24 protein-coding genes and 1 pseudogene are annotated in these 25,902 nt (G+C 72.1%); 17 read left to right on the top strand and 8 right to left on the bottom strand.

What is annotated here, in order from left to right:
- The 8 genes from ACL02O_RS19875 to ACL02O_RS19840 all read left to right on the top strand — a co-directional run.
- The coding region (locus ACL02O_RS19875) for a MerR family transcriptional regulator (protein WP_412819604.1) at positions 1 to 777 on the top strand (777 nt) is incomplete at its 5' end.
- Between the two features lie 128 nt (positions 778 to 905).
- A complete protein-coding gene (locus tag ACL02O_RS19870; protein ID WP_412819603.1) occupies positions 906 to 1,268 on the top strand; it encodes a hypothetical protein in 363 nt (120 codons plus the stop codon).
- Between the two features lie 92 nt (positions 1,269 to 1,360).
- Positions 1,361 to 2,203: an IS5 family transposase gene (locus ACL02O_RS19865; RefSeq protein ID WP_412819602.1), complete on the top strand. Its 843-nt coding sequence runs from the start codon at positions 1,361 to 1,363 to the stop codon at positions 2,201 to 2,203.
- A 330-nt stretch (positions 2,204 to 2,533) separates the two neighbouring features.
- Positions 2,534 to 3,082 carry a hypothetical protein gene (locus ACL02O_RS19860; protein ID WP_412819601.1) on the top strand — a complete coding sequence of 183 codons (549 nt, stop codon included), beginning with the start codon at positions 2,534 to 2,536 and terminating at the stop codon, positions 3,080 to 3,082.
- 205 nt (positions 3,083 to 3,287) lie between these two features.
- Complete coding sequence (locus ACL02O_RS19855; RefSeq protein WP_412819600.1) at positions 3,288 to 4,151, top strand: aldo/keto reductase family oxidoreductase; 864 nt, start codon at positions 3,288 to 3,290, stop codon at positions 4,149 to 4,151.
- A 179-nt stretch (positions 4,152 to 4,330) separates the two neighbouring features.
- Positions 4,331 to 5,035, top strand: coding sequence for a VanZ family protein (locus ACL02O_RS19850; RefSeq protein ID WP_412819599.1), 705 nt, complete (start codon positions 4,331 to 4,333; stop codon positions 5,033 to 5,035).
- 35 nt (positions 5,036 to 5,070) lie between these two features.
- Positions 5,071 to 5,748 carry a response regulator transcription factor gene (locus tag ACL02O_RS19845; RefSeq protein WP_412819598.1) on the top strand — a complete coding sequence of 226 codons (678 nt, stop codon included), beginning with the start codon at positions 5,071 to 5,073 and terminating at the stop codon, positions 5,746 to 5,748.
- Positions 5,749 to 5,991: 243 nt separating this feature from the next.
- Positions 5,992 to 6,864, top strand: coding sequence for a sensor histidine kinase (locus tag ACL02O_RS19840; RefSeq protein WP_412819597.1), 873 nt, complete (start codon positions 5,992 to 5,994; stop codon positions 6,862 to 6,864).
- A 21-nt stretch (positions 6,865 to 6,885) separates the two neighbouring features.
- Here the strand turns inward: ACL02O_RS19840 and ACL02O_RS19835 are convergent, their stop codons facing one another.
- The 5 genes from ACL02O_RS19835 to ACL02O_RS19815 form a co-directional block, all read right to left on the bottom strand.
- Positions 6,886 to 7,965, bottom strand: a complete 1,080-nt coding sequence (locus tag ACL02O_RS19835; protein ID WP_412819605.1) for a C40 family peptidase — start codon at positions 7,963 to 7,965, stop codon at positions 6,886 to 6,888.
- Between the two features lie 225 nt (positions 7,966 to 8,190).
- On the bottom strand, positions 8,191 to 10,662 hold the full coding sequence (locus ACL02O_RS19830; protein ID WP_412819596.1) for an FtsX-like permease family protein: 2,472 nt from the start codon (positions 10,660 to 10,662) through the stop codon (positions 8,191 to 8,193).
- Complete coding sequence (locus ACL02O_RS19825) at positions 10,659 to 11,384, bottom strand: ABC transporter ATP-binding protein (protein WP_412819595.1); 726 nt, start codon at positions 11,382 to 11,384, stop codon at positions 10,659 to 10,661. Before ACL02O_RS19825 ends, ACL02O_RS19830 begins: the two co-directional genes overlap by 4 nt.
- Positions 11,381 to 11,989, bottom strand: coding sequence for a PadR family transcriptional regulator (locus tag ACL02O_RS19820; protein WP_412819594.1), 609 nt, complete (start codon positions 11,987 to 11,989; stop codon positions 11,381 to 11,383). Before ACL02O_RS19820 ends, ACL02O_RS19825 begins: the two co-directional genes overlap by 4 nt.
- Positions 11,990 to 12,083: 94 nt before the next feature.
- Positions 12,084 to 13,010, bottom strand: coding sequence for an NAD-dependent epimerase/dehydratase family protein (locus ACL02O_RS19815; RefSeq protein WP_412819593.1), 927 nt, complete (start codon positions 13,008 to 13,010; stop codon positions 12,084 to 12,086).
- Positions 13,011 to 13,387: 377 nt separating this feature from the next.
- Between ACL02O_RS19815 and ACL02O_RS19810 the strand changes: the two genes are divergently transcribed.
- Positions 13,388 to 14,302, top strand: coding sequence for a DMT family transporter (locus ACL02O_RS19810; protein WP_412819592.1), 915 nt, complete (start codon positions 13,388 to 13,390; stop codon positions 14,300 to 14,302).
- 525 nt (positions 14,303 to 14,827) lie between these two features.
- On the opposite strand, the pseudogene ACL02O_RS19805 reads toward ACL02O_RS19810, so the two are convergent.
- Positions 14,828 to 15,376, bottom strand: a pseudogene (locus tag ACL02O_RS19805) (GNAT family N-acetyltransferase); the annotation flags it as partial.
- 47 nt (positions 15,377 to 15,423) lie between these two features.
- On the opposite strand from ACL02O_RS19805, the gene ACL02O_RS19800 reads away from it, so the two are divergent.
- Positions 15,424 to 16,011, top strand: coding sequence for a TetR/AcrR family transcriptional regulator (locus ACL02O_RS19800; protein WP_412819591.1), 588 nt, complete (start codon positions 15,424 to 15,426; stop codon positions 16,009 to 16,011).
- Positions 16,012 to 16,104: 93 nt separating this feature from the next.
- Here the strand turns inward: ACL02O_RS19800 and ACL02O_RS19795 are convergent, their stop codons facing one another.
- Together ACL02O_RS19795 and ACL02O_RS19790 are read right to left on the bottom strand one after the other, a co-directional pair.
- Positions 16,105 to 17,424 carry a radical SAM protein gene (locus ACL02O_RS19795; protein ID WP_412819590.1) on the bottom strand — a complete coding sequence of 440 codons (1,320 nt, stop codon included), beginning with the start codon at positions 17,422 to 17,424 and terminating at the stop codon, positions 16,105 to 16,107.
- 166 nt (positions 17,425 to 17,590) lie between these two features.
- Positions 17,591 to 18,355, bottom strand: coding sequence for an SDR family oxidoreductase (locus ACL02O_RS19790; protein WP_412819589.1), 765 nt, complete (start codon positions 18,353 to 18,355; stop codon positions 17,591 to 17,593).
- A 100-nt stretch (positions 18,356 to 18,455) separates the two neighbouring features.
- Between ACL02O_RS19790 and ACL02O_RS19785 the strand changes: the two genes are divergently transcribed.
- The 7 genes from ACL02O_RS19785 to ACL02O_RS19755 all read left to right on the top strand — a co-directional run bounded on the left by ACL02O_RS19785 (position 18,456) and on the right by ACL02O_RS19755 (position 25,901).
- Entirely contained in the window at positions 18,456 to 19,310 is an 855-nt protein-coding gene (locus ACL02O_RS19785; protein ID WP_412819588.1) for a helix-turn-helix transcriptional regulator, read from the top strand.
- Between the two features lie 68 nt (positions 19,311 to 19,378).
- Positions 19,379 to 19,753, top strand: coding sequence for a PadR family transcriptional regulator (locus ACL02O_RS19780; RefSeq protein WP_412819587.1), 375 nt, complete (start codon positions 19,379 to 19,381; stop codon positions 19,751 to 19,753).
- Complete coding sequence (locus tag ACL02O_RS19775; RefSeq protein WP_412819586.1) at positions 19,750 to 21,123, top strand: permease prefix domain 1-containing protein; 1,374 nt, start codon at positions 19,750 to 19,752, stop codon at positions 21,121 to 21,123. The genes ACL02O_RS19780 and ACL02O_RS19775 overlap by 4 nt, the downstream gene beginning before the upstream one ends.
- Before the next feature lie 83 nt (positions 21,124 to 21,206).
- Entirely contained in the window at positions 21,207 to 22,529 is a 1,323-nt protein-coding gene (locus tag ACL02O_RS19770) for an AAA family ATPase (protein ID WP_412819585.1), read from the top strand.
- 74 nt (positions 22,530 to 22,603) lie between these two features.
- Complete coding sequence (locus ACL02O_RS19765; protein WP_412819584.1) at positions 22,604 to 23,425, top strand: MerR family transcriptional regulator; 822 nt, start codon at positions 22,604 to 22,606, stop codon at positions 23,423 to 23,425.
- Entirely contained in the window at positions 23,422 to 24,324 is a 903-nt protein-coding gene (locus ACL02O_RS19760) for an ABC transporter ATP-binding protein (RefSeq protein WP_412819583.1), read from the top strand. Before ACL02O_RS19765 ends, ACL02O_RS19760 begins: the two co-directional genes overlap by 4 nt.
- Positions 24,321 to 25,901: a hypothetical protein gene (locus ACL02O_RS19755; RefSeq protein ID WP_412819582.1), complete on the top strand. Its 1,581-nt coding sequence runs from the start codon at positions 24,321 to 24,323 to the stop codon at positions 25,899 to 25,901. Before ACL02O_RS19760 ends, ACL02O_RS19755 begins: the two co-directional genes overlap by 4 nt.
- The last annotated feature ends 1 nt before the right edge of the window (position 25,902 follow it).

Below are 25,902 nucleotides of genomic sequence, written 5' to 3'. Positions count from 1 at the left end.
CCATTAGGCACGGCTATGGCCTGGTCCATCGCGGACGTGGCCCGGATGTCCGGGGTGACGTCCCGGACGCTGCGGCACTACGACGAGATCGGGCTGCTTGTTCCTGCGTACATCGGAAGCAACGGCCACCGCTACTACGAGGAGGCAGAGCTGCTGCGGCTGCAGCAGGTCCTGCTGATGCGGGAACTCGGTCTGGGACTGCGCGAGATCGCGGCGGTCCTGGAGCGCCAGGTCGACCAGGTGGCCGCGCTGCGGGAGCACCACCGGAGGCTGCTGGCGGACCGGGAGCGGCTTGATGTGCTGGCCGCCACAGTCGGCCGCACCATCGCCGAACTTGAGGAAGACAAGGACACCCACGACATGGCGAAGATCAGCAGGCCGGAGAACCTCTTCGAGGGCTTCGATGCCGCCCGATACGAGGCGGCCGCCGGCGAGCAGTGGCCTGACGAGGTGGAGCAGTCGAGGCAGTTCGCCGGCACGCTCACCGACGAGGACCAGGCGCGGCTGCAGCGGGAGGCGACCGCGGCAATGGTCCGCATGTCCGAGTTCGCGGCATCCGGCACGCCGGCGACCGACCCGGCAGTGCAGGCTGAGGTCGATGCCCACTACCGGGGCATCTGCCGGATGTGGACCCCGAACGCGGCCGCGTTCAAAGCCCTCGGGCAGACGTATGTCGAGGATCCACAGTGGCGCGCGGCGTACGACCGGGTCGCTGACGGGCTCGCCGCCTACCAGCGGGACGCGATGGCCGCCTACGCGGACGCCCGCCTGAGCTGACCGGGCTACCGGCAGCTGGAGGGCTGCAGACCTCCAGCTCGGGCATCTTCCACGCGATCTGATCCACCACTCGGCGATGCCCTGTCCACGCGATGCGGCATCGCCGCACACCCATTGGAGCATCCGCCGTGATCCCCGCCCACTGGGCCCGCCACCACCGCCGTGAGGACAGCGAACTCCTCGGCTACCTGCGCCCGGTCGACGACAACCCGCTTCTGTTCACCCCGGTCACCGTCTTCGGCCACCCGCTCGGCGCACCCACCAACGAGCATCACGCCCGCCAGTGCCTTGACCGCATGGGGCTGAGCTACCTGGCCCAGGACTGGCTGCTGTCCCTGCCCGGCCGCCCGGACCCCATCGCCGTCCAGATCGTCGAAGCCACCCCGCAACAACTCCGAATGAAAAACGTCGACTATGGCTACGCAGACGCGAACATCGGCCACATCTTCGTCCTCGACGTTCCCGCCGCCGGGCAACTCCACCCGCGCTGACCCCAGCCCAGCAGCCCCGGTCGCATCAGCAACGCTGGACGGGACGAGAGCGGCGGCACCACAAGTCGGCGTCATCCCCTCCCGGAGATCTCGTGCCCGTCCTGCCGTCCTGCCGGCTCGAACCCTTGTGGGACCAGTTCGCGGCGTTGCTGCCTGAGCATGTGGACACACACCCGCTGGGCTGCCACAACCCGCGCATACCCGACCGGGTGGTCTTCGACCATGTCATCGCCGCGCTGGTGCACGGCCCCGGCTACGAACGCATCGCCAGTCCCGGCTGCTCGGACCGCACCATTCGACGCCGCGTCAAGTACTGGGCCCAGCTGGGAATAGCCGAGCAGATCCACGCGCTCGCCCTGCAAGCGTATGACCGCATGATCGGCCTGGAGCTCGACGAGCTGTCCGTGGACGGCTGCATCACCAAGGCCCCGTGCGGCGGCGAGGCCGCCGGGCGCTCCCCGGTGGACCGGGGCAAACAGGGCCTAAAGCGCTCAATGGCCGCCGAGGCCACCGGCGTCCCGCTCGGCATCGTCTCGGCTGGGGCCAACCGTCACGACTCCCCGGTGCTCGTGCCCACCCTCAAGGCCGCCGACGAGCAGGTCGGCGGGCTTCCCGACCAAATCAACGTGAACCTGGACCGCGGCTACGACAGCGACAAGACCCGTTGTGCCCTACGGGAGTTGGGCTTCACCGGCGAGATCGCCCGCAAGGGCGTCCCCGCCTCGATCCGGGCCGGCAGGAGGTGGGTGGTGGAACGGAGCCACGCGTGGATGAACGGCTTTGGCAAGCTGCGGCGCTGCACTGAGAAGCGCAGCCGCGTCGTGGATTTCTACCTCTACCTGTCCGCCGCGATCGTGACACTGCGTATGCTCATCCGCCGCGCGACCCCGCGCTACCGCTGGGACGGCCGCCCCACCACCAAGCGCTTGAAGTGACGCCTACTGCCGGGCGCTCTAAGGTCTCGTCCGGCCGTCGGTACGGCGGCTGGCCGACACGGGGAGGTGTCGTGCGGCGTCGTCAACTGCTGGCATCCGGGATGCTCGCGGCGATCGGGCGCCGGGGAGCTACTGAAAGCGGCACCGGCCGCCGCCGAGGCTTCCGTGCTGATGACCGCGCCCCGCTGATGCGGAAGTACCGCGACCAGTGAGGTGCTTCGGCGGGGATGCAACCGGCCCGTTGATCGCGCCGGCACGCGTAACCGGAAATCCTTGCCAGACCGGTGTGGTTGTGCACGGCGGTGGCCGCACGGGCGTAGGGTCGGTGCCGTGGCGGGGCCGGGGCGTCGATACCGGTACGTCGGGCCGGCGGAGGTGCGGGCGTCGGTCGCCGACGCTCCCGAGGGCTGCCCGATACGATCACCGGCCGACCTCGACACCTACCTGGCGGCCGCGGATCCGCGCGACCGTGACGAGCCGTTCACGTACGTCATCGACCCTGCCGGTACGTTGCGGCTCGCGCCGAGACGCAGCGAGCACGTCGCCTGCGCCGGCGGTGGGGAGGTCCTCGGCGCGGGGGAGATCGCCCTCACCGGCGAGCGGGACGGCTGGGTCGTGGCCGAGGTGAGCAACCAGTCCACCGGCTACTGCCCCGATCCCGTTTCATGGGCGGCGGTGGCGGACGCCCTCGACCGGGCAGGTATCGGCCGCCCGGAAGGCTTCACCGCGGCTGTCGTCTTCCGGCGCTGCCTTGACTGCGGCGAGCGCAATGTCGTCCGCGACGACGACTACATCTGCGCGCTGTGCGGTGCTGAACTGCCAAAGGATGTGGAACCTCGGCTGACGGCCCAGCCGTCGACCGACCAGCGTCGGCGATGACGAGCACTCCGCGAGGCAGCGCCGGTGCCAGCGGGCCAACCCCACCCACTGGCCCGCGGGCGGTCCTGAGCCAGCGGCGCGCCCGCCCGGCCCGGCTGGCTGTCAACGGTCCCCGCGCGGCCGGGCTCTCCTCGGCGACGCCAGCGTTTGGTGACCATGTCGGCGGGAACTTCGCGGATTTGCGACAACAGGGAGAGGAAGCCGCATGACGTCGACGAGCCTGCCCGGCGGGACGTTCAGGATGGGGGATCTGCCGGTCACCCGGATGGGGTACGGCGCGATGCAGCTGGCCGGCCCGCACGTCTTCGGTCCACCGGCCGACCGCGCCGCTGCCGTCGCCGTGCTGCGCGAGGCCGTCGACCTGGGGATCAACCACATCGACACGGCCGACTTCTACGGCCCGTACGTCACCAACGAGATCATCCGGGAGGCTCTGCACCCCTATCCGGATGATCTGCACATCGTGACCAAGGTCGGGGCGCTGCGGGACGCCGAGGGCAACTGGCCGCAGGCCCTCGCGCCGGAGCAGCTGCGCCAGGCCGTGCGCGACAACCTGGACCGCCTCGGGCTCGACGTGCTCGACGCGGTTAACCTGCGCGTCGGCGGGTTCGACCGGCCCACCCCCGGCTCGATCGAGGAACCGTTCACGGTCCTGGCGGAGCTGCAGCAGCAGGGGCTGATCAAGCATCTCGGGCTCAGCACGGTCAACGCCGAGCAGGTCGCCGAGGCGCAGTCCATCGCGCCGGTGGTGTGCGTGCAGAACTTCTACAACATCGCCAACCGGGACGACGATCCTCTCGTCGACTCCCTCGCGGCGCAGGGCATCGCCTACGTGCCCTACTTCCCGCTCGGCGGATTCTCCCCGCTGCAGTCCGAGGAAATGCACGCGGTCGCCGCCCGCCTTGAGGCCACCCCGATGGCGGTGGCGCTGGCGTGGCTGCTGCACCGGTCCCCGAACATCCTGCTCATCCCCGGCACCTCGTCCGTCGCCCACCTGCGCGAGAACGTCGCCGCTGCCGCACTGGCCCTCCCCGACGACGCGCTGACCGAACTGAACATCATCGACTGAGAGCTACCGGCCGAGCGGGCGCTGACGGGCCGTGGACCCGGTGCCGTCGGGGTCGACAGCTGGCCGCGAACCCTGGTCGGGGTGGAGGGGCCGGGCGACGACGCCGGGCATTCCGTATATCGCGGGCATATCCAAAAGTGCATACGCCACAGCAACAGCCCTGCGTCTGTAATGGGTGCATGAACCAGAGTGCATCCCTGTCAGGGCCGCCCCGCCGCACGCGCAGGATCGTGCTCGTCGGCCTGGCGATCCTCGGCCTGGCGGGCGCGGCGTTCGTCGTGCGGCGGCCGCTGCTGATGTCCGCTCCGAGGTGCATGGCCGGGCGGTGGCACGGCTGCTTCGACACGTTCAACGGGGTGCTGCTCATGATGCTGGTCGGCCTGCCGTTGGCCGCTGTGCTGGTGGGGGCTCTGGCGCTGCGCCGGCGTGCTGCCGGCGTCACCTCGGCGTGGCGGATGTCGCTGGCCGAGGTGGGCATGGTCTACGGGACGGTGCCGTTCGTGTGGATGACCTTGATGCCGGGCCCGGGGGCCGGCGTCGTCCCGGGTCGGGTGAGCCTGGTCCCGCTGCGGGATCTGGTCACGATGGGGCCGGTCGGGATCGGCGGCAACCTGCTGATCTTCGCGGCGTTGGGGTTCTTCGCCCCGATGCGGTTCGCGGTGCTGGCGTCCGTGCCGCGGATCCTGGCGCTCGGGGCGGGCTGCTCGGCCCTGGTGGAAACCGCACAGTACGTCCTGCGGCTGGACCGGGTGTCGTCGGTGGATGACGTACTGGTCAACGCGGCCGGCGCCGCGTTGTTCGGGCTGGCGTCACGCCACTGGTGGCGTACCACGGCGCAGGTGCCGTCGGACCAGCCGCGTCCCGCGCCGCCGTCGACCGGATGAGTCGCGTGCCCGGTGCCGGCACGTAGGGTTCGGGCATGCGCGTACTGATCGTGGAGGACGAGCCCTACCTGGCCGAAGCCGTCCGTGACGGTCTGCGGCTGGAGGCGATCGCCGCCGACATCGCCGGCGACGGCGGCTCCGCCTTGGAACTGCTCAACGTCAACTCCTACGACCTCGCGGTCCTCGACCGTGACATTCCCGGCCCCTCCGGCGACGAGGTCGCCCGGCGCATCGTCGCGTCCGGCAGCGGTATGCCGATCCTCATGCTCACCGCTGCCGACCGGATCGATGACAAGGCTTCCGGGTTCGAGCTCGGCGCCGACGACTACCTCACCAAACCGTTCGAGCTGCGCGAGCTTGTCCTGCGGCTGAGGGCGCTCGACCGCAGACGCGGGTACGCCCGGCCGCCGGTCCGCGAGATCGCCGGCCTGCGGCTCGACCCGTTCCGCCGGGAGGTCTTCCGCGACGGACGCTACGTGCCGCTCACCCGCAAACAGTTCGCCGTGCTGGAAGTCCTCGTCGCCGCCGAGGGCGGGGTCGTCAGCGCCGAGGAGTTGCTGGAGCGGGCCTGGGACGAGAACGCCGACCCCCTCACCAACGCCGTGCGCATCACCGTCTCCGCGCTGCGCAAGCGGCTCGGCGAACCCTGGATCATCGCCACGGTGCCCGGCGTCGGCTACCGCATCGACACAGCACCCCACACGAGGGCGTGAGGGAGTGCCGTGGACAGAGCCCCTGGTCTGAGTGTTCGCCTCAAACTCACCGCCAGCTACGCCGGCTTTCTCATGCTCGCGGGTACGTTGCTCCTCGCGGCCGTGTGGGTGTTCCTCCTGCGATACGTACCCGAGGCACCCGCCGTACAGCCATTGATCCGCCACCGCGAACTTCCCCCGCTGGCAGGTCCCAGCCGCGACGACCTCCTCCGCGCTTTCGCCCCACGGGCAGCCGAGGTGTTCGTGTTCCTGTTGATATTCGGTCTGCTGGGAGGGTGGCTTCTCGCCGGCCGGATGCTCGCCCCCCTGATTCGCATCACCGACGCCACCCGCACGGCCACGACGGGGTCGCTCTCCCACCGGATCCGGCTGCCGGGCCGCCGGGACGAATTCCGCGAACTCGCCGACGCCTTCGACACCATGCTCGAACAACTCGAATCCCACGTCGCCGAACAGCGGAGATTCGCCGCGAACGCCTCCCATGAACTGCGCACCCCGTTGGCGATCTCCCGGGCGCTCCTCGACGTCGCCCGCAAGGACCCGACGCGGGACCGGGACGAACTCATCGAACGCCTGCACGCTGCCAACACGCGGGCGATCGACCTCATCGAGGCCCTCCTGCTGCTCAGCCGCGGCGACCGCGGAAACTTCACCCGCGAGAGCGTGGACCTCTCTCTCCTCGCCGAAGAAGCCGCCGAAACGTTGCTCCCCCTCGCCGAGCAGCGCCGGATCACGCTGGACGTCACCGGCGGGGCGGCCCCGACCAGCGGCTCCGCCGAACTCCTGTCGCGGATGGTGACAAACCTCGTCCAGAACGCCATCGTCCACAACCTCCCCGCCGACGGCGCCGTGACGGTCCACACCGAGGCGCACCGCGACACCACCGTGCTGCAGGTCGAGAACACCGGTCACCCGATCCCCCCGGAACTCATACCGACCCTCGTCGAACCGTTCCAGCGCGGCACCGAACGCGTACGCACCGACGAGCACGCCGGCGTCGGCCTCGGCCTGGCCATCGTGCACAGCATCGTCCGCGCCCACCACGGGACCCTCGACCTCGTCCCCAGCCCCAACGGCGGTCTCCTGGTCACGATCCGGCTGCCCGGCACGCCGTAGGCGTCCCGAGCCGCCACCCGGTCAGCCGGGGCGGCGGGCGCCGCTGTACGGCATGTTCGCCAGCTGCGCCATGCGGACCACGTCCCCGGTGTGCGGGGCGTGGACGATCAGCCCGTTGCCGACGTAGACGCCCACGTGGTGGTGGTCGGAGTAGAAGAAGACCAGGTCACCCGTGCGAAGGTTCGCCTTGCTCACCGCCACACCCGAGGTCCACTGGTCACCGGTGTAATGGGCCAGCTGCACTCCGGCGGCAGCCCAGGCGTACTGGGTCAGGCCGGAGCAGTCGAACGAGTCCGGGCCGTCGGCCGCCCACACGTACGGCTTGCCGATCTGCTTGCACGCCGTCTTCGCCGCGACGCCACCGCTGCCGGTGATGGCGACGGCGGGACACTGCCCGCCGATGAACAGCGAACTGGTCGACGTGATCGGCGAGGTGCCGCTCGACGTGGCGGCCGACTGCGCGGCGGCTGCGGCCCTGGCCGCCGCGGCCTCCGCGGCCGCCTTGGCCGCGTCAGCCGCGGCGATCTTCTTGCGGAGCGCGTCCAGCCGCTTGATCTCGGCGTCGATGGCCTTCTTGCGAGCCGCCAGCTGGGACTGCTGCCGCTGCTGGATCGCGATCAGCGCGTCGACCTTCTCCTTGTCGGCGTCGTAGCTCGCCTGCTGGGTCGACAGTTGGGTGATCTGTCGCTGCTCCGAATGTGCGACCTGATTCACGAGCGCAAGCTGATCCCCCAACGCGGTCGGCGGCGAGCCGGGGGACAGCAGAGCGTTGAATGTGGAAAGTGACTTCTCCCGTTTGTAGTACCCCGACACAATCTCCTGGACCCGGGCCCGGCCGGCCTCCACCGACTTGCCGAGTGGCTCGATCCGCCGGCTGAGTTCGGCCGATCTCCGCTGGTTCGCGGTCAGGTCCGAGCGGACCTTGTTGTACTGCTCGATGACGGGTTCGAGCTTCTGCGACTCCGCTTCGATCTGCTGCTGCACCTCGGCGGCCGACGGTGCGGCGTGGGCGTGGGCCGCCGGCGCGACGGCCACCATGGCGGCCACCGCGACGGCGAGGATTCTGGCGAGCAGACTTGATCCGGCGGGCCGGGTGCGCACGGATGGCAACGGGTGCGGCTCCTTCCACATCCGGGGAACTCCAGATGGAGACCGACATCCGGAACGGACGCTGGCCAACATTAGTGAGCATGGCCCGAGGAAATCAACGAGCCGGTGAAACCAATTCCCTGCGCGGTCAGGCGGGCACATCGGGTGCCGGAAATGATGTTTGCGTAAGACTCCGCTAATCGAATCCTTAAACATTTCTAATATCGATTCGAGTGACTAGTCCAGCCTGCGGTGGCCCAGGGGCCGCGGTTCGCGGCCGGCGAGCACCCACCCGGCGGCCGCGGCGAGCGCCGGCAGCCCGACGACCGTCGCCGCCAGGTGCGCGACCGGCACGTCGGCGAGCGCGTCGAGGTCGCGGTGCAGCACGCTCACCAACCCGACGTATGCGCCGGCCAGGCCGAGAAGGGCGCCGAGGAACGCGAGCGCCCCGGCGGTCGTGGCGGTCAGGGTGCGCCGGATCCGCCGGGGTGCGCCGGTCGCGGCCAGGGTGCGCAGGTCGCCGGCTGCCTCGCCGCGGATCAGGCCGACGGTCATGGCGAGGATGCCGAGGGCGAGCAGCGCGCCGGCGGCGACCGCCCCGGTCCGCAGCGTCCCGAGCGAGGCCCGCTCCCGGCGGGACTCGACGGTGAGGCCGGCGCTGGCGGCGACGTTCTGCGCGGTGGTCAGTTCCGGCCCGGTGAGGGGATGGTCCGCGTCCACGAGCCAGCCGACCCGTGCGGGCTGCCAGCCGTGGCGGGCCATCATGCTCGCGGTGATCAGCGAGTTCGGCATCGAGGAGTAGCGGCTGTCCGGCAGCGCCTGGGTCTTCGGGTAGACGCGGCGTTCGGGGATGTTCACCAGCTCCAGCGCCCCGGTGCGGACGGTGAGCACGTCGGTGTCGGTGGCGACCGCCGCAGGGTCGAGCCGGTAGAGCCGGAGCAGTGCCGGAGTGGCCACGTAGAGGGGATACGAAGTCATCGTCTGGCCGTCGGCGACCGGAGTGCCGATCTCGACGGCCGGATGGCCCGGCTCGCTTCCGGGCTGGCCCGGCTCGGTGTCCGCAGCGACCACCGCCATGTCGAGCGGGGTCACGGTGGGTGTGCCGAGCCGGCCGGCGATCGCGTCGAGCTGGGCCTGCAGGCTGCCCAGTTCCGCCGGGGTGCGGTCCGGGATCACCGGGCCGGGCCGGCCGATGCGGACCAGGAGCTGGCTGTCGGCCAGGTTGCCCAGCCCGGCCGCGCGCTCGGCCTGGTGTTCGGCGGCGGCTGAGCCGGCGACGACCGCCACGGAGATCCCCAGGGCGAGACTGATCGCGGCGAGTGCCGCGCCGGCCCGGGCCTGGTAGCGGACCAGGTCGGTCAACGCCAGCCGGACGGCCACCGGCATCCCGCCGCGCGCCGCGGCCAGCACCCGGATCGCCGCCGGCCCGGCGAAGAGCACCCCGGCGGCCGTGGCGGCGGTACCCGCGGGGATCAGCAGCGGGTTGGTCCCGCCGGACAGGGTCAGGCAGGTGACGCCGGCGGCGAGCAGGACCCCGGCGGCCGTCGCGGTGCGTCGGGCCGGTCGGGGCCGCGGCGGCCGGGCCGACAGCGCACTCATGATCGGCGTACGCGCGATGGCCCGCGCCGGCCACCAGGCGGCGGCGGTGGCGGTCGCCACGGCCAGCAGCATCCCCGCGCCGATCGTCGGCCAGGGCAGGTCGAACCGGTCGATGCGGTGCCCGGCGGCGGTCTCCACCCGCCCGGCCACCAGCAGCCAGGCGGCGACGCCGATGGCGGTGCCGAGCACCGCCGCGACCGCGCCCACGACGGTGCCGTTGGCCAGCAGCACCAACCGCAGGTGCCGCCGGGTGGCGCCCATCGCGGCGAGCATGCCGAGCTGCCGCAGCCGGCGTTGCGCCACCACGACGAACCCGGCCGCCGCGACCAGCGACACCAGCAGCAGGCCGACGGTGGCCAGCGCCAGGGTGACGGCGGCGATCACGGTACGGGTCGTGCCGGGCCGTGACTCACGTACGAGGGGACCGTCGATCGTGCTGCGGAACGCCTCCAGGGCGGCCCGGTCCCCGGCGACCAGCACGGTGACGGTCTGCGGCGGGTCGGCGTGCGCCGGGTCCACCAGGGCGAACTCGTCGGTCAGGTCCTCGGGGTTCTCCACCACCCCGACGACCAGCCGGTCGTGGCCGTCGATGCTGACCCGCCGGCCGAGCCCGGTCCGCAGCGTACGCGCCACCCCGTCGGTGACCGCCACCTCGCCGCCGCCAGCCGGGTACCGGCCCTGCCGCACCGCCAGCATCGGCGCCCCGTACGCGCCGTGCGGGTCCTGGGCCCGGACGTCGACCGGGTCGAACCGGCCCGGCACCTCCAGGTAGCGGTGGCCGATCGCGTCGATCGTGCCGAACCAGGCTCGGGCGGCGGCGAGCCGGGAGTCGAGTTCGGCCGGGTTGCCGCCGTCGAGCCGGAGGAGGTGGTCGGCGCGCCCGAACGTCGCGTCGCTCGTCGAGGCCATGTTGTAGGTCGCGGAGACGGCGAAGGTGGCCCCGATGACAGCGACCGTGAGTAGCGCGAGGGTCAGCACCTGCTGGCGCCATTCGCGGTGGAACAGCCGTACCGCCCAGCGGATGACGGCCCGGCGGGATGGCAGGCCGCCGCCCGGGGCGCGGCGGGACGCCGGTCGGCCGGTGGCCGGCGGGGTGGTGGTCGCGGTCACGGGGTGACGTCCCCGGCGAGCAGGGTGTCCGGGCCGACCGACGGCGCGGTCTGGTCGACGATCCGGCCGTCGCGCAGGAACACCACCCGGTCTGCCCAGGACGCGAGCTGCGCGTCGTGGGTCACCAGCACGCCGGCGATGCCGCGCTTGCAGGCCGCGCGGAGCATCCGCATGACCGCCTCGCCGTTGGCCGAGTCCAGCGCGCCGGTCGGCTCGTCGGCGAGCAGCAGCCGCCGGTCGCCGACCACGGCGCGGGCGATCGCGACCCGCTGGCGTTCGCCGCCGGACAGGTCGTCGGGGAAGTGCGCGGCCCGCTCGGCCAGCCCCAGCTCCTCGAGTACGCGCAGGCCGGTGGCGCGGGCGGCCCGCGCGCCCAGGCCGTCGAGTTCGAGCGGCAGCGCCACGTTCTCCACGGCGGAGAGCCCGGCGAGCAGGTTCAAGTCCTGGAAGACGAAGCCGATGGCGCGGCGGCGTATCCGGGCCCGCGCGTCGGCGGACATGCTCGACACATCGTCCCCGCAGACCCGCACCGCGCCGTCGGTCGGCTCCTCCAGAGTGCCGGCGATCGTCAGCAGGGTGCTCTTGCCGGAGCCGCTCGGGCCCATGATCGCCACCAGTTCACCGGCTTCGACGGTGAGGTCCACCTGCCGCAGCGCGTGCACCGCGGCGTTGCCCGCGCCGTACACCTTGGACACCTGGCTCATGCTCAGCACGGCGCTCATCGACGGGCCCCCTCGCGGGCGGGCGTGGATCCCGTGGCGTCCGTGCCGGCGGGCTTGGCCCGGTCGCTCGGCGCGTCGGCGGCGGGTGTGGCCGGGAGGCGGCGTAGCCGGGCATCGGCCGCGTCGAGCCAGCGGACCACCGATTCGAGCCGGAACAACTCCGCGTCCACGACGAGACCCAGCGCGATGTCGTCCGGGTCCGCCTCGGCCTTCAGGTGGGTGTACCGCTGCATCTCCTCGACCAGACGCCGGCGGTGGACCTGGAGGATCTCCCGTACGTCGACACCGGGCATGCGCACCGCCACCTGCACTTTGATGACGAGTTCGTCGCGCGGTGGGGGCGTGGCGCCGGGCGGGGTGCGCAACCACCGGTCCAGTTCGCGCTGGCCGTCGGCGGTGATCCGGAACCGTCGCTGCGCGCCGTCACGCCCGGCCTCGTCCGACTCGACGTGCCCTTCGCGTTCGAGGCGCTGCAGCGTGGTGTAGACCTGCCCGACGTTGAGCGGCCAGACCTCACCCGTGCGGGCCTCGAACTCCTGCCGTAGTTGCAGGCCGTACTTCGATCCCTCGGTCAGTAGTGCCAGCAGCGCATGGCGAATGCTCATGGTCCACCACCCAGCGTGAGTATACCGGGTATCATACTCGGTATACTCACGCTGTCCAGCCACTGTGGCCTGAAGCTGTCAGCCCACCGAAGGGTCAGCGGCTCGCCTTCGCGACCAGCGGGATGCCCTCGCGGTAGGTCGGCACCGCCGGAGCCCAGCCCAGCTCGCGCTTGGCCTTGGCGTTGGAGACGCGCATCGAGGTGGTCATCATCGCGTGGGCGTACGGGATGGCCCGCAGCATCCAGCTCGGGACCCGCCACGGCCGGCGCGCGCCGAGTCCGGACGCGAGCGTGTCCAGGTAGTCCCCCCAGCGCACCGGCTCGTCGTCGACGATGTTGTACGCCTGTCCGGCGCGCCCCTTCTCCAAGGCGGCCACGGTCGCCGCCGCGGCGTCCTCCAGGTAGATGAAGTTGGCGAAGCCGCCCGACGAGGGCACCGGCAACCGGCGCTTGCGCAGCAGGTTGACCATCATGTCGGTCATGCTGTCCTGGCCGTAGAAGAATCCGTAGCGCAGCGCGATGCCCTCCATCTCGTCGGCCGAGAACACCTGCTCCTCGGCGGATCGCATGGCTGCGACGGCGTCTCCGAGCTTGCCGCCCACGGGTTCGCCGAACGCAGCGTCCTCGGTGATCACGTGCGGGCCGTGGTCGCGGTAGCCGTACCCGAGCACGATCGACTGGGTGAGGAAGCGGTGGGCGCCGACCGCCCGGGCGGCCGCGAGGAGGTTGGTCGTTCCGGTGGTACGCAGGTTGTTCGTGCCCTGAAGCGCCTCCCGCATGTTCGTGGTGCCCAACGCGGTCAACTCGTGGATGACCGTGTCGGCCCGCACGCCCCTCACGGCGGCGAGCAGCTTCTCGCGGTCCATCACGTCGGCCACCACGGCCTCGGCGCCGGCGTTGCGCAGCCGCTCGGCGTTGGTCTGGCTGCGGCTGATGCCGACCACCTCGTGGCCGGCGGCGATGAGCTGGCGGGTGAGCGGCCTACCGACGGCGCCCGAGGCGCCCGCGAGCAGAACTCTCATGGTTGCGGTTCCCTTCTGCAGGTCTCACCCCTCTGGACGAAGTACCGGTCCGGCATGTGATGACCCGGCGGTGTGTTGCCCCGCACAGCCGGCATCGGCCCTGGCTGCCCTGGCCCCGGGCCGCCAGACGGGTCGCTCGTGACGAGCAGCGGAGAAAGCGTCGGCTCGGGAAACGGGTTCGGGTCGCCCGCCGGCCGTGGTTAGGATCGGATCATGGGCCGGGCCTTCGACATCATCACCCCGCCGCGCTCCTGAGCGGGGCGCCTCTACTCACCGTGGCCAGCCTGTCCCGGCTGGGCGCGCGGTCCGTGCATCGCTGAGTTCGGTACGCCCCGCTTCCGCGACCCCATTCCTCTCGTCGCAGGAGCGATTTCTTCATGCTTGTCTCCGAACAACCGGTGGCCGCCGCCCGACGCTCCGCCACCGGCCTGTGGTCGCTTGTCCTCGCAGGCGTGCTGTGGGGCACCGGTGGCCCCACCGGCAGCCTCCTCGCCCACGAAACGGGGCTGTCACCGCTGGCAGTGGCGGCCTACCGGCTCGCCGCCGGCGGCCTGCTCGTCATCACCTGGCCCTGCGCGGCCCGGAAACCGCTGCCCCGCGGCCGGCGCGCCTGGGCCCGGATGGTTGTGAACGGGGCGCTCGCCGCGCTCTTCCAGGCCTGCTTCTTCGCCGCGGTGTCACTGACCAATGTCAGCCTCGCCACCCTGCTCACCATCGGCGCCTCACCCGCCCTGGTCCTGTCCGCCGAATGGGTCGCCGGACGGCGGCGGGTCAGCGCGTCGATGCTCGCCACGATGGCGCTGGCCGTGGGCGGGCTGGCGCTGCTCGTCGGCACCCCGTCCGGCGGCATCACCGCCACGAGCCTGCTCGCCGGAGCCGGACTGGCGCTGCTGTCGGCAGCCGGCTTCGCCACGATGACACTCATCGGCACCCGGCCCGTCGCCGGTCTCGACGATCTCACTGGGACCGGCGTGAGCTTCGCGATCGGCGGTGCCGTGCTCGCCGCCGCGGCCATGGTGACATCCGGCATGGACTTCGTCCCGACCCCGGCGTCCGTGGGGCTGCTGCTCCTGCTGGGCACCGTACCCACCGCGATCGCGTACGCCCTGTACTTCCGGGGCCTGCGTACCACCCCGGCCAGCACGGCAGCGTTGATCGCGCTGCTGGAACCGCTCGTCGCCACCGTCCTGGCCATCCTGTTCCTCGGCGATCGCCTGAGCGCGACCGGGCTCATCGGCGCCGGGCTGATCACCACGGCCATCGTGCTGAACACCCGCGGCACGCACCGCTGACAAGAGGGGGCCCGGGCAGGACCAACAGGTCCTGCCCGGACCCCTGGTCTCTCAGGCACCTACCGTGGCCTGCCCGAGGGCCGGCTCGTCGTCCCAGGCCAGGGAACTCATCTTCCAACCCGACGGGGTTCTGACGAACTGGGTCGTCTTCATGCCCCGGCCCTCGAACCATTCGCCGTTGAGGTAGCCCGACTTGCGGTACTCGCTGAACCGGTGCGCGATCGAGCCGTAGATCTCGGTGGTCTCCGAGGTTTCCCATTCCCGGAACTCGGTCAGCGTCCCGTCGGTGAGGATCTTCTCGCGAGGTTCGACGAACCGGCGCAGATCGTAGATCACCGGGGTCGCGTCGGCGTTGCTGATGATCATCCCTTCGGGGATGAACACCTCTTCGATGGCCTCGACGCCCGGCCTGGTGCCACCCGGGTTGGCGAAGGCGCCCAGGAAGGTGGCCATCAGGCCGTCGAGTTCGGCCTTCACCTCAGCGGACCTGATGCCCCTGGTGGTGGCAGGGCCCGGTCGGCCGGCGCGGCGGGCCCGCCACTCGTCGGCCAGCACGGACCAGATCTCGAGATCGGTCCGTCCGCCCTCCCCGTCCGGGTGGACCTGACGCAGCGTTCCGTCGCGACTCATGCCCAGCCGCTGCGCGACCGCGATGCTGCGCGCGTTGCGCGACTTGGTGCGCCACTCGACTCGAGCAATGCCGCGTTCCTCGACGGCCCAGTCGATGATCTGTCCCGCGGCGCGGGTGATCAGGCCCTGGCCCTGCGCGCCGGGCTCCAGCCAGCAGCCCGCTTCACAGACACCCAGCGCGGTGTCGAAGGAAACGAACATGACGCCGCCGACCAGGCAGCCGTCCAGCCAGATGCCCCAGATGCCGCCGCTGTCCTGAGCCCGCTTGTCCGCGTAACGCCGCAGCACCGCGCGGGCCTCGCCGACGTCGCGGGCGACGAACGCGGGCGAGACCCACGGCGCGATGTGCTCGCGCGCCCGGTCCAGGTGGGCGAGGAACTCCTCGGCGTGCCCCGGCTCGAGCGGGCGCAGCATGGCCGAGGGGGCGAGGGGCAGCGCGATCATCACAGCCTCCGTACATAACAAACGTTTGGCATGTACGCTAACAGGCCATGACCCCCGCACGAACCGACCACGACTCCCGCCGCCAGGACGTCTCGGAGGCGGTCTGGCAGGTCCTGGCCGAGCACGGCTTCGGCGGTCTCACCATGCGCGCCGTCGCGGCGGCCCTCGGCTCCTCGACCGGACTCGTCACCCACTACTTCGCGGGCAAGCGCGAACTGATCGCCCACGCCCTCGACATCCTCGAGGTACGCACCGCGCAGCGCCCCCGGCAAGCCGCCCCCGCGCCCGGACTGGCCGCACTGCGCACGCAGATCCTCAACATCCTCCCGCTGACCCCCGACGCGGCGGCGATGAACCGGATCTGGGTCGGCTCCTGGGACGTCGCCCTCTCCGACCCCGACCTGTTCGCCGCCCAAGGTCTCCGCTACGAGCGCATCCGGGCAGGCCTGCGCACCGCCATCGAGGAGGCCCAACGGCTGGGCGAGCTTCCCGACGGTGACCCGGGCAGGCTCGCGACGACCGTGTTGGCGTTCACCCACGGCCTGGTGGTCCAGGCGCTGTTCGACCCCGAGCGGCTGCCGGCCGCGAGGCAGACCCGACTCGTCGACGACTTCCTCGCAGCGCTCACCCGCTGAACCGCGACGGGCAACACCCCGGCACGGAAAACGGCCGGCAATCCCGGCGAGCCGACCGGGTGGACCCGGCGGCAGCCCCGAGCAGCAGGCCCGTTACGACGCCGGTTCCGGTTCGGCGGGCAGGCTGTCCATGAACGAGCTGACCGAGAAGACCGCTCGGCCTGGGCCGGCCGGGCCGTACCCGGGCGGGCTGGACAGGCCGTTGGCCTTCATGGTCGCGGCGTAGGCCTCCAGCAGCCGGATGTGGTATTCCAGCGGCGCGCCCTGCGGGTTGGTCCGGCCGAGCGGGGTGGTCGGCTCGGGGCACCAGGTGGTGAACCGTGGGGTGATGCCGCGGGACATGAAGTACCGCAGGCCCTCGGTGGTCGAGTCGATCGCCTCGTCCACGCTGGTGAAGCCGTACGGGGCAGCCATCTCGACGCCGGCGACGAAGTTCGGGATGACGTTACGCGGCCCGAAGACCTCCGCGGAGTCGAGGATCCGCCGGTGCCACTCCTCCCGGCCCACGTACCGCTCCTTGCCGGGGCAGTAGAGCTCGAACAGCCGCTTGTCCCACACCTCGTAGTTGGGGTGGTAGATCCGGATGCCGTAGTCGTGGAACCGCTGCACGTCGGCCCGGGGCAGCGCCTGGGCGACCACCTTGCCGATCCACCGGCCCGGGAACCGCTCCTCGATCGCCTGGGCGTACCGGCCGTAGAAGTCGGCCTCGGCCAGCCCGTCGACCTTCGACGTGATGCTGCCGCCGGTCAGGGTGTAGGCCTGCGACGCGCCCGTGGTGTCGTGCCGGTCGATGATCTCCAGCGCCTCCAGCACCTCATCGACGGGCTTGACCCCGGTGTACGGGCGGCCGGCCTGCTTGTGCTGACGCCAGTTGTGGTTGATGTCGCAGTACTGGCACTCCTCCTTGGCGCCGAAGTACTGGCAGACCCGGAACACGGTCAGGTAGATGAGGTAGCCCCACTGGATCGTCGGCGCCACCTCCATCACCGACTTCCCGTTCGCGAGGGTGTGCCGGTAGTAGTCCGGCATCGGGGGCAGCCCGACGTCGGCGACCGGCCGGCCGTCCAGGAACAACCGCAGCCGGCCGTCGCCGTCGTCCTTGACGCGGTACGGCGAGTCGGGATTGGTGCGGACGGAGACGACCGTGCGGCGCAGCCCGTACGGGCCGCCGGTGAGCACGATCTCCTCCGGCGGCCGGCGCAGCGCGGCGGTGCCCAGGTCCGGCAGGGTCCGGTGGTCGAAGGAGAAGATGAAGTACGACTTGGGCTTGACCGCCCCGCTCTCGTTGTCGGTCAACGCCGAGTCGTCGAAGGCCAGGCCACCACGCAGCAGGTCCTCCTTGATGACCGCCTCTTTCGGCACGTGGGGAAAGCGCCCCATCAGGTCCTCGATGAGATCGGTGCGCGACTGCATGCGCCCTCCCTGGCGGTAGTGCACGAAGACCCCGATGCGGTGCGCGAGGCCTGAGGTGGGTCGGGGGCGACTCCCTGGAGCCTCCAAGCTAGTCAGCCTACGTTGGCCGGCCGGGTCGGCCGGCCGAAGGTTGTTCCCTACGTCACGTCCGGCCAGGGTACGACTCCTACTTGCCGTGCGGGTCGGCCCGGTTGAGGGTCGCCACGACCTGGTCGTAGTCGCCGCGCGCCTCGCCGTACCGGAGGAACTTCACCCGCTCGACCTGGATCTCCTTCGCGTCGGGCTGCGCCTCGATCAGCCCGACCACCTCCGCCACGAACTCGTCGAGCGGCATGGCGAACTCGCTGGTCTCCTGGCCGGGCAGCAGCGCGGTGCGCACGGCCGGCGGCTCCAGCTCCACGACCTTCACGCTGGTGTCGGCGAGCTGCAGCCGGATCGACTCGCTGAGCATGTGGATCGCGGCCTTCGAGGCGTTGTAGCTCGGGGTGACCTTCAACGGCGCGAACGCGAGACCGGAGGAGACCGTCATGATCGTGGCGTCCGGCTGTGCCCGCAGGTGCTCGACGAACGCGGCGATGAGGCGGATCGGGCCGAGCACGTTGGTCGTGATGATCGACTCGGCCGAGGCGAGGAAGGTGTCGGGCTGGTGCCAGTCCTCGACGCGCATGATGCCGGCCATCGTGACCAGCACGTTGAGGTCGGGGTGCTTCGCCAGCACCTCCTTCGCGGCGGTCTCGATGCTCACGGCGCTCGTCGTGTCGATCGCCACGGTGTCGATGTCGGGGTGCTCCGCGGCGATCTGCTCGAGCAGGTCGGTGCGCCGCCCGCCGACGATGACCGTGTTGCCCTTGGCCCGCAGCTCCAGGGCGAGGGCGAGGCCGATCCCGGTCGTCGAGCCGGGGATGAAGATGGTGTTCCCGGAGATGTTCATGTCCCGAGCATGGCCGGTGGCCGGGTGCCGGGGGCAGAGATCGCTTGTCGGGGGATCCGCGATCCCTGGTTGGCCCGCGTGACCGGCGGATACTGGGGCCATGGACCGTGCAGAACTGGCCGATTTCCTGCGCCGCCGTCGCGAGGCGCTGCAGCCCGGGGACGTCGGTCTGGCGGCGGGTGCCCGCCGGCGCGCGCCGGGCCTGCGGCGGGAGGAGGTCGCCGCCCTCGCCGCCATGTCGACCGACTACTACACCCGCCTCGAACAGCAGCGCGGCCCGCAGCCGAGCCCGCAGATGCTCGCCTCGCTCGCCCGGGCGCTGCGGCTGACGGCCCACGAGCGGGACTACCTGTTCCGGGTGGCGGGGCACAACGCCCCGGCGTCGGTGTCCACGGCGACGCACGTCGCCCCGGCGTTGCTGCGGGTGCTGGACCGGCTCGACGACACCCCGGCGCTCATCCTGTCCAACCTCGGCGAGGTCCTGGTGCAGAACCGGCTGGCCGAGGCCCTGTTCGGCGACAGGTCCGGCTACACGGGCCTGGCCCGCAGCGAGATCTACCGCTGGTTCACCGACCCCGCCGAGCGGCTGCGCTACCCGGAGGACGACCGCGACCGGCAGAGCCGCGCCCAGGTCGCCAACCTGCGCGCCGCGTACGGGTCGATGGGCCCCCGGTCGCGCGCCGGTGAGCTGGTGCGCACCCTGCAGAAGCTGAGCCCGGAGTTCGCCGAGCTGTGGGAGCGGCACGAGGTCGCCCAGCGCTTCGCCGACCACAAGACGCTCGTCCACCCCGAGCTCGGCCCGATCGAGCTGGACTGCCAGGCGCTGTTCACCGAGGACCAGTCCCAGGCGCTGCTCGTGCTCACCGCGCCGCCGCGCAGCGAGGGCCACGAGAAGCTGCAGCTGCTCGCCGTGCTGGGCCACGAACGCTTCCCCGCCGACATGGGACCCCGTTAGCTCCGGGATTGCGCCGACACCAACCCTAGAACTACTATGCATTGCAGTTCTAGGGTTGGGGTGGTTACATGCGCATCACCAAGGATCTGGTCGCCGCTTCGGCGACCCCGCTCGTGCTGGGGATCCTCGCCGAGGGCGAGAGCTACGGCTACGCCATCCTCAAGCAGGTCAACGAGCTGTCGGACGGGCAGCTGGAGTGGACCGACGGCCTGCTCTACCCGCTGCTGCACCGCCTGGAGCGGCTCGGCCACGTCGAGTCGGCCTGGGAGACCCCGCCCGGGGGACGCCGCCGCAAGTACTACCGCATCACCGACCAGGGCCGGGTCGAGCTCGCCGAGCAGCGCCGGCAGTGGGCCACCGTCGTCGACGCCCTGCGGGGCATCTGGACCACGGCCCAGTCCATCAAGCCGATCCCGGCACCGGTCTGGGAGGCAGGGCGATGACCGTCGACCGCGACCACGATCTGGAGGGCCAGATCGCCGAGTGGCGGGCCTACATGCACCGCCGCCGGGAGCTGCACCACACCGACGCCGAGGAGCTGGAAGACCACCTCCGCAGCCGGATCACCGAGCTGACCGAGGGCGGCCTGCGAGACGACGAGGCGTTCCTCATCGCCGTCAAACGCATGGGCAGCCTCGACGAGCTGTCGCGGGAGTTCGCCCGCGAGCATTCCGAGCGGCTGTGGAAGCAGCTCGTGCTGCCGGGGGAGCCGGACGCGGCCACCGCCGCCCGGTCCCGGCGCGAGCTGCCGGTCATGGTGCTGTGCGCGGCCGTCGCGGCGCTCGCGATCAAGGTGCCGGGCTGGTTCGGGTTCGACCTGTCAGCGGACGACGACGTCGCCTTCTACCAGCGCAACTTCAGCCTCTTCGCGCTGCCGGCGCTGGCCGCGTACTTCGCCTGGCAACGCCGGCTCGGCCCGCGCGTCATCGGGGTGCTCGCGTCGCTGTTCGTCATCGGCGCGGTCGCCGCGAACGCGTATCCGCTGGCCGACGACTCGCAGAGCAGCACGCTCACGGCGATCCACCTGCCGATCGCGTTGTGGCTGTTGGTCGGCGTCGCCTACATGGGCGGGGACTGGCGTTCCGGCCGGCGGCGGATGGACTTCATCCGGTTCACCGGGGAGTGGCTGATCTACTTCGCCCTCCTCGGGCTGGGCGGCGGCGTGCTCACGGCCTTCACGGCCGGCACCTTCCGCGCCATCGGGGTCGACGCCGAGGAATTCATCGGATCGTGGCTGCTGCCGTGCGGCGCGATGGCCGCGGTCGTCGTGGCGGCCTGGCTGGTGGAGGCCAAGCAGAGCGTCATCGAGAACATGGCACCGGTGCTGACCCGCGTCTTCACGCCGCTGTTCGCGGCCACACTGCTGGCCTTCCTGGTCGCCATCATCTGGACCACCAGCGGCATTCACGTCGAGCGCGACGTGCTCATCCTCTTCGACCTGCTGCTCGTCGTCGTGCTGGGCCTGCTGTTGTACGCCATCTCCGCCCGCGACCTCACGGCCCGGCCCGGCCTGTTCGACCGTCTGCAGCTCGCGCTGGTCGTCAGCGCTCTGATCATCGACGTCATGGTGCTGCTGGCGATCACCGGTCGGATCACCGAATTCGGCTTCAGCCCCAACAAGACGGCGGCTCTGGGCGAGAACCTCATCCTGCTCACCAACCTGGCGTGGTCGGCATGGCTGTTCCTCGGCTTCGTGCGTGGCCGCATGCCCTTCGCCCGGCTGGAACGCTGGCAGACCCGCTACATGATCGTGTACGCAGCGTGGGCCTGGACGGTCGTCCTCGCCTTCCCGCTCGTGTTCGACTTCGCCTGAGCCGGGCCGGTCCCGGCGGCCGGTTCGACCGGGCAGACGGCCGGGTAGGGTCCCGAGGACACACGTTCGGGGAGGTGGCGTCGATGCGCACCGGGATCCAGGTGCCGCCCGCCGTCGAGGCGGAACGGGTGATCACCGCCGTGCTGGCCGACCTGCGCGCCGGCGACCACCGGGGCGTCGTCGTCGACTCCCCACCCGGCGCCGGCAAGTCCACCCTCGTGGTCCGCGCCGCCACCGAACTCGCCGCCACCGGCGACCCGCTGATCATCGTCGCGCAGACCAACGAGCAGGTCGACGACCTCATCGACCGGCTCGCCCGCAAGGCCCCCGAGCTGCGCATCGGCCGGCTCTCCGCGACCGACTACCGGCCGTCGGACCGGGTGAGGGAGCACGCCACCGTCCGGGTCGCCGCGAAGGTCGCCGACCTCGGCGGTCCGGCCGTCGTCATCGGTACGGCCGCCAAGTGGGCCACGGTCCCCGAGGGCACCTGGCCGTGGGCGATCGTCGACGAGGCGTACCAGATGCGCTCGGACGCCCTGCTGCGCGTGGCCGGACGGTTCGAGCGGGCGCTGTTCGTCGGCGATCCCGGCCAGCTCGACCCGTTCTCCACCGTCGAGACCGCCCGCTGGACCGGGCTGACCTGGGACCCGATGCAGTCGGCGGTGGCCACCCTGCTGCGGCACAACCCCGAGCTGCCCGTACACCGGCTGCCGGTGTCGTGGCGGCTGCCCGCGACGGCGGCGCCGGTGGTCGCGGCGGCGTTCTACCCGTTCACCGGGTTCCGGGCCGGCACCGGGCCGGCCGACCGGGCGTTGACGTTCACCGGGGCCGGGCCCGGGGATGCGATCGACGCGACCGTCGACGTCGCGGCGAGCACCGGCTGGGGGCTGTACGAGCTGCCGGCCCGGCACACCCTGCGTACCGACTCAGAGGCCGCGGCGGCCTGCGCGGAACTGGCGCTGCGGGTGCTGCGGCGCGGCGCGGTCGCCGTCTCCGAGCAGGCCCCCGGCGGCGCGCCGGTGACCGCGGACCGGATCGCCGTCGGCGCCGCGCACCGCGACCAGGCGGCGGCGATCCGGTCGCAGCTCGGCGCGGCCGGCGCCGGCATCACCGTGGACACCGCCAACCGCCTGCAGGGCCGGGAGTACGACGTGACGATCGTGCTGCACCCGCTGTCCGGGCGGCGCGACGCCACCGCGTTCCACCTGGAGTCGGGGCGGCTGTGCGTGCTGGCGTCGCGGCACCGGCACGCGTGCCTGGTGGTGGCGCGGGCCGGGATCCCGGAGCTGCTGGACGCCCACCCGTCGACCGAGCGGGTACACCTGGACGCGCCGGTGAAGTTCCCGGACGGCTGGGAGGCCAACCAGACGGTCCTGGCCCACCTGGCCGCACACCGCCCCCACTGACCGCGCGGGCCGGACGCCGAGCCGCCCCCGCCGGGGCTTGACTGTGACGTCACGTCACAGTCGACACTGGCCGGGTGCGCATCAAGGAGCTCGCCGCTCTGACCGGCACCACCGTCCGCACGATCCGGTACTACCACCAGATCGGCCTGCTGCCCGTCCCGGCGCGACGGGACGGGGCCCGCGACTACGACATGACGCATCTCGCCCGGCTCGTGCGGGTGCGCTGGCTCGGCCAGGCTGGGATCCCGCTGGCCACCATCGCCACGATGCTCGACGGTCAGGCCGCGGCCGGGTCGCGCGCGGACGACGCGGGCCGGGAGTCGGCCCTGGCCGACCTGCGGGCCGGCGTCGCGGCGCTCGACGAGCAGCTCGCCGAACTGTACGCCCAGCGTGAGCGCCTCACCGGGCTGATCGCGGGCGTCGAACGGGGCGGCCAGCTGTCGCCGATGCCGCCCGTCATCGCGCGCTTCTACGACCAGATGGCGGCGCGCGCCACCGACGAGAAGGCGCGGCGGGTGATCCGCCGGGAACGCGACTTCATGGAGCTGGCCTTCTACCGGGGTGACATGCCGGCGGAGTCGGCGATCGTCTATGCCGGGCTCACCGACGCGGGGCTCGCCGAGAGCCTCGACCTGTTCCAGCGGATCGCCGAGCGGGCCGAACGTCTCGAACTGCTCGACGAGCGGGAGATCGCGCGGATCGCCGACGGCGTGGTCGACCGCCTCAGCCGGCAACTGGGGACTGAACTGCCCGGCATCGTGCGGTCACTGGACCTGGACGTGGCCCGCCGGGCCGCCGATCTCTACGTGCGGCTCGCCGACCCGCGCCAGCGCCGGCTGCACCGCGCCATCGCCGACGCGCTGATCGCCGTCATCGAGAAGGGACGAGCAGAGTGACAGAACCGGCCATCCACGTCGCGGGCCTGGTGAAGCGGTTCGGGACGTTCACCGCGGTCGACGGTCTCGACCTGGACGTCGCCGCGGGCACCGTACACGGGTTCCTGGGGCCCAACGGCGCGGGCAAATCGACCGTGATCCGTGTCCTGCTCGGCCTGTACCGGGCGACCGCCGGCCACGTCCGGGTCCTCGGGCTCGACCCGGCCGGTCACGCCGCCGAGGTGACCCGGCGGATCTCCTACGTCCCCGGCGACGTCTCCCTCTGGCCGAACCTCACCGGCCAGGAGGTGCTCGACGCCCTCGCCGGCCTGCGGGGCAGCCGGGACACCCGGGCCGAACGCCGCCTCGTCGACGACTTCGCCCTCGACACCCACCGCCGGGTCGGCACCTACTCCAAGGGCAACCGGCAGAAGGTGGCGCTGGTCGCCGCATTCGCCGCGCGTACCGACCTGCTGCTGCTCGACGAGCCCACCTCCGGGCTCGACCCGCTGATGGAGGAGCTGTTCCGGCGCTGCGTGCGCGAGGCGGCCGCCGCCGGGCGGACCGTCCTGCTGTCCAGCCACATCCTCGCCGAGGTCGAGGAGCTGTGCGAGGTGGTGACCATCGTCAAGGACGGCCGGCTGGTGGAGGCCGGCCGGCTGGCCGACCTGCGTCACCTCGCCGCCTCCACGATCACCGCCCGGCCCGGGGCCGAACACGCCGACGTCGTCGCCGACCGGCTGCGACAGCTCGGGGTCGACGTCCGGCACGAGGCCGGCGTGCTGCGGCTCAGCGTGCCGCGCGACCGGGTGCCGGCGGTGCTCGGGGTGCTCGCCGACGCGGAGGCCGAGGACATCACCTGCACCCCGGCCCGGCTGGAGGACCTGTTCCTGCGGCACTACGCGGTGGCGGCGCGATGACCCTCACCCGCCTGCTGCTGCGCCGGCACCGGCTGCTGCTCGGGTCGTGGCTGCTCCTGCTGGTCGGGCTCGGCGGCACCGTGTGGAGCTACCAGCACACCTACGCCACCGACGGGCAGCGCCGCACGGCCGCCGAACTCGCCCGGCACAACCCGGCCACGACGCTGCTCTACGGCCGGCTGCCCGAGCCGGGCACACCCGCGCAGCTGTTCGCCTGGGAGATGGGCGCCTTCGTCACCATCCTGGCCGCCGTGCTGGCCGTGCTGGTGACGGTGTCGCTCACCCGGGCCGCCGAGGACGACGGCAGCCTCGAACTGGTCCGCGGCTGCGGCGTCGCGCCGCACCAGCCGCTGCGCAGCGCGTCGACCGTGCTGGCCGGCGTCGCGACCGTGCTCACCGTCGGCTGCGCCGCCGTCCCGGGCCTCGCCGCCGGGCACGTGGACGGGATCACCTGGCCCGGGTCGGTGGCGCTCGGCGCGGTCGTCGGGCTGACGTTCCTGCTCGTCAGCGCCCTCACCGCCGGGCTGGCGCAGGTGGCGGCGTCGGCCGGGCAGGCGCGGCTGCTCGGCCTCGCCGCGGTGGGCGCCGCGTTCGCCCTCCGGGCGGTCGCCGACGTGCGGCAGGTCGGGACCTTGAACTGGTTCACCCCGCTGGGGCTGCGGGCGGCGGTCCAGCCGTACACCGGTGACCGCTGGTGGGCGCTCCTGCCCGCCGCGCTCGGCGCGGCGGCGCTGGCCGGGCTGGCCGGGCTGCTGTCCGCCCGGCGCGAGTTCGGGGCCGGGCTGCTGCGCCGCCGGCACACCCGGCCCGGCCGGCTGCGGCTGCGCGGCACGGTCGGGCTCGCCGCGCGGCTCGGCCGGGCGTCGCTGCTCGCCTGGACCGTGGCCGTCGCGGCCATCGGCACCCTCTTCTCCGCGATGGGCTCCGGCGTCGTCGCGCAGCGCCGCGACGGCGACATCGGCGGGTTCCTCGGCGCCCAGCTCGGCGCCGGCGACGCCGCCGCCGGCTACCTGGCCTACTCCGGCACCGTCGTGGGCATCGTGGTCTGCGGGTACGCGGTGCTGTCGGTGCTGGCCGGCGCGCACGCCGAGCGGGCCGGGCTGACCGACGTCGTGCTGGCCGCCGGCGTACGCCGGTGGGCGCCGCTGGCCGCCCAGTTCGCCGTCACCGTCGCCGGCTGCGCGGTGATCCTGGCGGCCACCGGGCTGCTCGGTGCGTTGATCACACCGGTCGCCATCGAGGGCGACGACATCGCGGCGCGGGCGTTCGCCTACTCCGTCGGGCAGTGGCCGGCGGCGGTCGCGACGGCGGGCTGCGCCGTCCTGCTGGTCGGGATCAGCACGCGGCTGGCCGGCCTCGCCTGGCTGCCGCTCGTCGCGAACGCCGGCCTGGCGCTGCTCGGCGACCTGCTCGACGTGCCGCGGCGGGTGCAGGACCTCGGCTTCTTCCGGCACGTGCCGGACATCGCCGGTCCGCAGCCGGACGGCGGGGCGCTGCTGATCCTGCTCGGGCTGGGCGTCACGCTGTCCCTCGCCGGTGTCGCGGCCGTCAACCGGCGCGACGTCGTCACCGGATGAC

This window comes from Micromonospora mangrovicola, from assembly GCF_047200535.1.
Lineage (GTDB): Bacteria > Actinomycetota > Actinomycetes > Mycobacteriales > Micromonosporaceae > Micromonospora.
Note: the sequence above shows the minus strand (reverse complement) of the source record. Positions and strands in the feature narration are given on the sequence as shown.